The sequence below is a fragment of the Atribacterota bacterium genome (assembly GCA_028703475.1).
Lineage (GTDB): Bacteria > Atribacterota > Phoenicimicrobiia > Phoenicimicrobiales > Stramentimicrobiaceae > JAQVMU01.
This window is the reverse complement of sequence record JAQVMU010000014.1, coordinates 23,052-29,240: the sequence shown is the minus strand read 5'-3', so window position 1 is coordinate 29,240 and position 6,189 is coordinate 23,052. Positions and strand designations below refer to the sequence as shown.

Here is a 6,189-nt window from a genome sequence, read left to right as displayed (position 1 = left end):
TCTTAATATAAAATGTAGTAATAAACTATTAAGAGATATCAAACAAATTAATGTATAGTTGAGAGAATTCAAAAAACTAAGAACAAAAAACTAAAAACCTATCACTATTATTCTGCTTTGTCTTCTTCAATATGAATCAAATATTCTTTATTAAAGCCAAAATAGATGGGCATATCTTTTTTTAAATTCAGCTCAAAGAAGCGGTTAATGGTGAGATAAGAAAGGTAATTTCTTGTTGAGTTACAGCATTCAATCTCCATATATATTTGATTATTCTGTACATAGCCCACTTTTCCTTCAAACTGGTAATCTGTATTGACAGGTTGATGTGAGACATAAATATTCTCCGGGCGGATACCAATATAGGCAGGTTCTTTTAAACCAAAAAATGATAATTCCTCTGGATTTTTTACCCAGAAGATATTTTTTACCCCGATAAACCGGGCAGCAAAGACAGATTTAGGTTTCTGAAATATATCTTCCAGATAACCCTGCTGGATTATCTCTCCTTCATGAACAATAGCCACCCGCTGTGCCAGGTAATTTGCTTCAATAAAATCATGAGTCACCATGATAATGGTGGTATGAAGTGCCTGATGGATATTCTTTAACTCTTCCTGGATGGAAGTCTTGATATTCGGATCTAAAGCAGATAAGGGCTCGTCTAACAGTAATACATCCGGGTTTCCAATTAATCCCCTGGCAAGGGATACCCGCTGCTGTTCTCCTCCACTTAAGTTAAGGGGTAATCTATCCAGGATATCTCCCAATTTTAATAATTCTACCATTGCCTTAAAATTCTTTTTATACTGGGGATTATTTCGGTCTTTTTTGAAGCGCAATCCATAACAGATATTATTACGGACATTCATATGTGGGAAAAGATTGTAATCCTGGTAACAGATAGAAATATTTCTGTGTTCCGGTTTTAACTGGGTAATATCTCGGTTATTCAGCATTATTTTACCGCTTTGAATAGGCACCAACCCGGCAATAGCCTCAATTATCACGCTCTTACCGGCAGCAGTTGGACCTAAAAGAACTAAGAATTCACCTTTTTTTACTTTTAGTTCTACATTTCTTATCCGGAATTCTCCTAATTTTATATCAAGGTTTTTAATGTGTATCATGCTTTTCCTTACCTCCCAGTGACACTAACCGTAAAATAATAAAGATAATGATACTAATAGCAATCAGGATAATGTTGGATGGAACAGCATATTTCATTCCATAAGTGGTGAATCTTTCATAAATTAGAGTCGGCGCTATCATCGGGTGATATGCCAGAATAATGACGGCACCAAACTCACTTATTGCCCTTGCCCAGGTTACAATCATTCCGCTCAAAATACCTCTCCAGGAAAGGATAAAAGTTACTCCTAAAAAGGTCTGCATTTGAGTAGCACCTAAACTACGTGATACATTTTCCATTCTGGTAGGAACCCACTTAAAGGCATCTTTAGCTGAATCAACTAAAAGAGGCATGCTGACAAAAAGCATTGCAATAACAATCCCTATTTCAGTTCCCAGGGTTTCGATATTGTTTTTATCCAGAAAATGACCGATAGGACTGCGTGGACTTAATACGGTTAACAGACAGATGCCGGCAACAGTATGAGGAATGACCATCGGGATGTCTACCAGACTTTCAATGAGATTTTTAAATTTAAATTCATGGCGTGCTAAATAATATGCCAGGGGAATACCAAGAAAAAATGCAATTACAGTTGTAATTGAAGCACATTTCACACTTAACCATATACTTGCCAGAACTTCTTTATCAACAATGGTCTCTTTTATAGTATCTAAATCAGTCCAGTAAAAAGTATTTAAAATTGGAAAGACATTAAAAAATAATATAATAAAACCGGTAATAGCTGCAATAATATACAAAAGCTCAAAACGTTTTCCCAATAGGATACTCCTTAATTTCTTGCGCCAGCTTAGTTATTTACAAGAATATAAGAGTACGAAGCCGATAGATTATAAATAATTTTTATTACTATGACCTTCGTACTCTTGAGTTATTTCATTATCATACACTGAATAATTATTTTATCAAATCAGCCAGTTCCTCGGGAACATTTTCCCTGCCATTTACTGCTTCAACTTCCACTACTGGTTGGCCTGATTCATACAGTATCTTAAGTCCCTTCTCTTCATCAAATAAGAACTGCAGGAATGTAATAGCATTCTCACGATTTTCGCCATTAAAGGGCATGGTCAGACTATAGACAATAGGTTCACCCTTAGTGGTAATAGTTGTTCCAGGTTCCGCCCCAGAGAGTTCTATGGTAGCTTTTGCATAATCATCTGCATATTTGAGAGAGCTCAAGTTAATAGCATCAGGCAATTTCACAAATTTAAAGCTGTCATCCATTGCCTGGTGTTGAAGAGCTACTGATTCATATTCAAATGCATAATCAAGGGCACCTGTTTCCAGCATGGCAATCAGTTCAACAGATTTGGGACGAATATTTTTCTGAGGAATATTTTCTAAAAGTGCCTGGTTTATTCCTTCTTTCTGGTAGTAATTTTCTGCAAGCTGGAATAACAGGACAGAACGGTATCCACAGGGATCCATATCCGGTTCACTGTGTCCGTATTGGACTCCATCCCTTACAAGGACCTCATACCAGTTGTCCTCATTAATTTCATCAGCATATTTACTTTGATCAGTATACATAATAACCATGGAATTTACGGCAAAAACTGCATTCCAATCTGCATGATCCGGAATAAGCAAATTATTTATTACCATATAGTCTGCTGACATTAGAATATCTGCTGGTTTTCCAAGTTCTGCAACTTCACGGGCAATAGCACGACTTCCGCCTGCCTGAGTTTTAACCTCAATATTTGGGTAAATCTCATTAAAAGCAGTTTTTAAATTATCAACAGGTACTGTCAAGCTTCCAGCATGAAAGATAACCAACTCTCCTTTTTGATCTTCATTTGCAATAGTTGACATTACAAATATTCCACTTAATAATACAACAACTAATGTTGCTAAAAAAACTTTTTTGTTGAAATTTCTTAACATATTTTTTCCATCCTCCGTAATTTTTATTTGTAAAACTATTCAAATTAACTGTTGAAAAATTATGTAGCCATTCATCACTTCCCTCCATTGTAAATGCCTTAAAAACAAAAAAGACTTCCCATCCAGGAAGTCTTGATATAAATCGTGCATTTACATCTTTAATTTCTTTCCATGATGGGAGGCATGTCGGTTTCCTGACATACCCTATCGCTTCACATTCATAGTCCATAAACCTTAGAAATCTGAAGTCGAAATTAAATACAATAAGTAGGTATTATTGGTAAATACCTTAAATTTATATTTTAAAAGAACTTATAAATAAATTTTTTCTGTTTAAATAGCTAACCAATAGTTAGTTTAATCAAAATACAGCTAAAAATCAAGTCAAAACTACTTTTTAATTTATATCTTTTATATGTATTTATTTATAATATCCCGATGTCCAGGTAGATTAATATTTAATTAATTCATTCTGACTAATATCGCTTTATCTCTGCATGCTCTAAATTTTCCCAGATTACCCTATCCTGTTCCAGCTGTTTCTTTACAAGCAATACCGATTGGTTCTCTCTCAATACTGTTTTCACTTTTCCCGATAGAAATACATACTCTTCACTGGCAGGCAGTTCACCTTCTTCAGAACATATCTTATCAATGCCGTTATATTTATATAAATTACCAACTGAATATTTTGTTTTTTCATCCAAAATAAAAAGTTTCCCCCGGAAACGCCCGTCATTACCACTGAGACGTAAACCAGTTCCTGCTAAAGCTCCGATAACCCCGTCTCCGGTCCCACCATGTTCTGATAAATATATAGATAGCTGTTCAGCCAATTTATAGGCATCTTTTTTGAAAAGTTTTTCTTTTTTTGCCTTTTTCCCGAAGGTGATTAGTTTTTCGGGATTTTTTAGTTCCTCAGGGAAAACAACACATAAACCGGGGTCAGCTTCCGGAGCTGATTCTCTTTTTAAATAGGAGATAGTTAAATCGATGATATCCTCTATTTTCTCTTTCTGAGATATTTCACCAGCAAAACACATCACACTATTATGAGAAGTATAAGGGACTGACGGGTGAACGAATAACTGATGCCTGGTGATACAATCAGTTATTCCCCACCCGTTTTCAGTAATATTTTTCCTTATTTTCTCCAGCAGATGACCGGTTCCCGGCCAATCTTTCTGGTCTGTATCATCAATAGCTAAAAGAAATCTCATCTTTTTAACTAAACATCTCCTTTTCTCAATCGCATTCCTTCTCCGCTTAATATCTTCTCTACGTACTCGTCAGTTAAATCCCATTCATAAAAATTGGAATAGAAATATTTTACTTCTTCCTGCATATCGATATCTTCGAATAAATCCGGATATAACAGCTTGGCTACCCATAAAATTGCCAGAGGTGTCTCCAGGGCATTGGTTGGATGACCCCAGCGGGATACACCATTAGGCATTTTATATACCCTGTTATTTTTCACTGCCTGCAAATCAGCCCATTGTTCATTGGTAAGAATATATTTATCAACATTCTCTTCATTTACTATAAATACTTCTGCATCCCAGAGTAATATCTGTTCTAAACTGGCAAAATACTTGTTTTCCAAAAATTTTAAATCTGTATCAAGAGAGACATTGTGTGCTCCGGCAATTTCCAACCATTCGGCTGCCAGGGTTCCCCGGGCATCAGTTCTGGTTGCTTCATTAACTGAATGATATACAGTAACTCTTTCAGAATCAGGAATTTCCTTGATTTTTTCCTGTACTCTTTCTATGCAATGATTGTAATAATCAATATACTGCCTGGCTTCTTCGACTTCTCCCAGGGCTTTGCCTATCATTTCCATAGAAAACTGGTGCTCGGCAATAGAACCATAATCAACTACCAGGTAAGGAATATTAAACTGCTCTATTTGTGCTACATAAGCCTCATTTACAGCATTTTCTCCCTGTATAAACAGGATATCACAATCTGCCCTGGCTAACTCTTCAATGTTTATTACACTGCTTTTGCTGGGAACAATCGCATCTTTGATATTGGGATACATTTCTGTAAAAAGAACATCTCTTTTTAAACCATCCACAATTGCCACGATATCATTACCCCGATTTAGTAAGGCAACGGCATGGCCGGAATAGGCAAAAAGACAGCCGATTCGTTCTATATCTTCGGAATCAGGCACCTCTACTTCCCTGTCAAAACAGTCTACAACGATGTTCTTTTCGGCAAGGCTATCATTATTTGCCAGACTTCCGGATGTAATTAATAAAAATATACAAAAAATTACACTCAAAAACAAACTAAAATTTCTTTTAAACATCTATTAAATGCTCCTTTCTTTCTGATAATTTTATAGGTATGATGTATCTCTGCTTTTTTATCTCCTCTGAATCGTAATCAATAATCTTACAGTCTATGTTAAATATCTTGTTTATATTATCCCTTGTTAACACCTTATTTGGCCGCCCATATATGGCAAAACTTTTTTTATCTAACATGGCTGTAAAGGTATTTAGGCCATTATTCTCAAAATAAAAAGCATGATTCAGGTAATGAGTTGCCAGGATAATGGATAAATTTCTCTTTTTTGCTAATTGTCTGGTTACCTCCAGGACTGTCAAGCTGTTTTGAAAATCCAGATAGGTAGTTGGTTCGTCCATAATCATAATCCTGGATTGCTGTGCCAGTGCCCTGGCAATCATGACCAGCTGACCTTCACCCCCGCTAAGTTCAGTATATGGTCTATGCTGCAAATGTTTTATTCCTACTGTCTCAATGGCTTCATGGGCAATGGAAATATCTTCATTACCGGGAGAAGCAAACATGCCAATATGAGAGGCTCTACCCATTAACACAATTTCCTCAACTGTATAGGGAAAGGTCTTTTTATGTATTTGAGGAACATAAGAAATAATCCGGGCAATTTCTTTGGCTTTTAAATCACTGATACTTTTCCCCTGTAAAAATACTTTACCTCTCCTTAACGGTAAAATTCCCATTATACAATCCAGGAGAGTGGTCTTACCTGAGCCGTTGGGACCAATCAAACAGATAACTTCTCCTGCATTCATCTGGAAATTTATATTTTCCAGGACAATATTTCTCCCATAACCAAAACTTGCCTCTTTGACTTCCAATATTGCCAT

The 6,189-nt window shown here is 36.0% G+C and carries 6 protein-coding genes and 1 riboswitch; all 6 genes read right to left on the bottom strand.

All coding sequences use genetic code 11. The annotated features are described in order from the left end of the window. Window positions 1-107 precede the first annotated feature (107 nt). Window positions 108-1,130: an ATP-binding cassette domain-containing protein gene (locus PHQ99_03115; protein MDD4288567.1), complete on the bottom strand. Its 1,023-nt coding sequence runs from the start codon at window positions 1,128-1,130 to the stop codon at window positions 108-110. Beyond that, window positions 1,117-1,914, bottom strand: a complete 798-nt coding sequence (locus tag PHQ99_03110) for an ABC transporter permease (GenBank protein MDD4288566.1) — start codon at window positions 1,912-1,914, stop codon at window positions 1,117-1,119. The genes PHQ99_03115 and PHQ99_03110 overlap by 14 nt, the downstream gene beginning before the upstream one ends. Window positions 1,915-2,050: 136 nt before the next feature. Then, window positions 2,051-3,043, bottom strand: a complete 993-nt coding sequence (gene wtpA / locus PHQ99_03105; protein MDD4288565.1) for a tungstate ABC transporter substrate-binding protein WtpA — start codon at window positions 3,041-3,043, stop codon at window positions 2,051-2,053. 146 nt (window positions 3,044-3,189) lie between these two features. Next, window positions 3,190-3,309: riboswitch (molybdenum cofactor riboswitch) on the bottom strand. Between the two features lie 210 nt (window positions 3,310-3,519). Then, window positions 3,520-4,263, bottom strand: a complete 744-nt coding sequence (locus tag PHQ99_03100; protein ID MDD4288564.1) for a hypothetical protein — start codon at window positions 4,261-4,263, stop codon at window positions 3,520-3,522. Between the two features lie 8 nt (window positions 4,264-4,271). Further along, window positions 4,272-5,363 carry an ABC transporter substrate-binding protein gene (locus PHQ99_03095; GenBank protein MDD4288563.1) on the bottom strand — a complete coding sequence of 364 codons (1,092 nt, stop codon included), beginning with the start codon at window positions 5,361-5,363 and terminating at the stop codon, window positions 4,272-4,274. Further along, window positions 5,356-6,189 carry an ABC transporter ATP-binding protein gene (locus PHQ99_03090; GenBank protein MDD4288562.1) on the bottom strand — a complete coding sequence of 278 codons (834 nt, stop codon included), beginning with the start codon at window positions 6,187-6,189 and terminating at the stop codon, window positions 5,356-5,358. The genes PHQ99_03095 and PHQ99_03090 overlap by 8 nt, the downstream gene beginning before the upstream one ends.

Bases quoted from the DNA above. Each gene is read 5' to 3' on its own strand.
- PHQ99_03115 (MDD4288567.1), bottom strand. From the start codon at position 1,130: ATGATACACATTAAAAACCTTGATATAAAATTAGGAGAATTCCGGATA.
- PHQ99_03100 (MDD4288564.1), bottom strand. From the start codon at position 4,263: ATGAGATTTCTTTTAGCTATTGATGATACAGACCAGAAAGATTGGCCG.
- PHQ99_03090 (MDD4288562.1), bottom strand. From the start codon at position 6,189: ATGGCAATATTGGAAGTCAAAGAGGCAAGTTTTGGTTATGGGAGAAAT.
- wtpA (MDD4288565.1), bottom strand. From the start codon at position 3,043: ATGTTAAGAAATTTCAACAAAAAAGTTTTTTTAGCAACATTAGTTGTT.
- PHQ99_03095 (MDD4288563.1), bottom strand. From the start codon at position 5,363: ATGTTTAAAAGAAATTTTAGTTTGTTTTTGAGTGTAATTTTTTGTATA.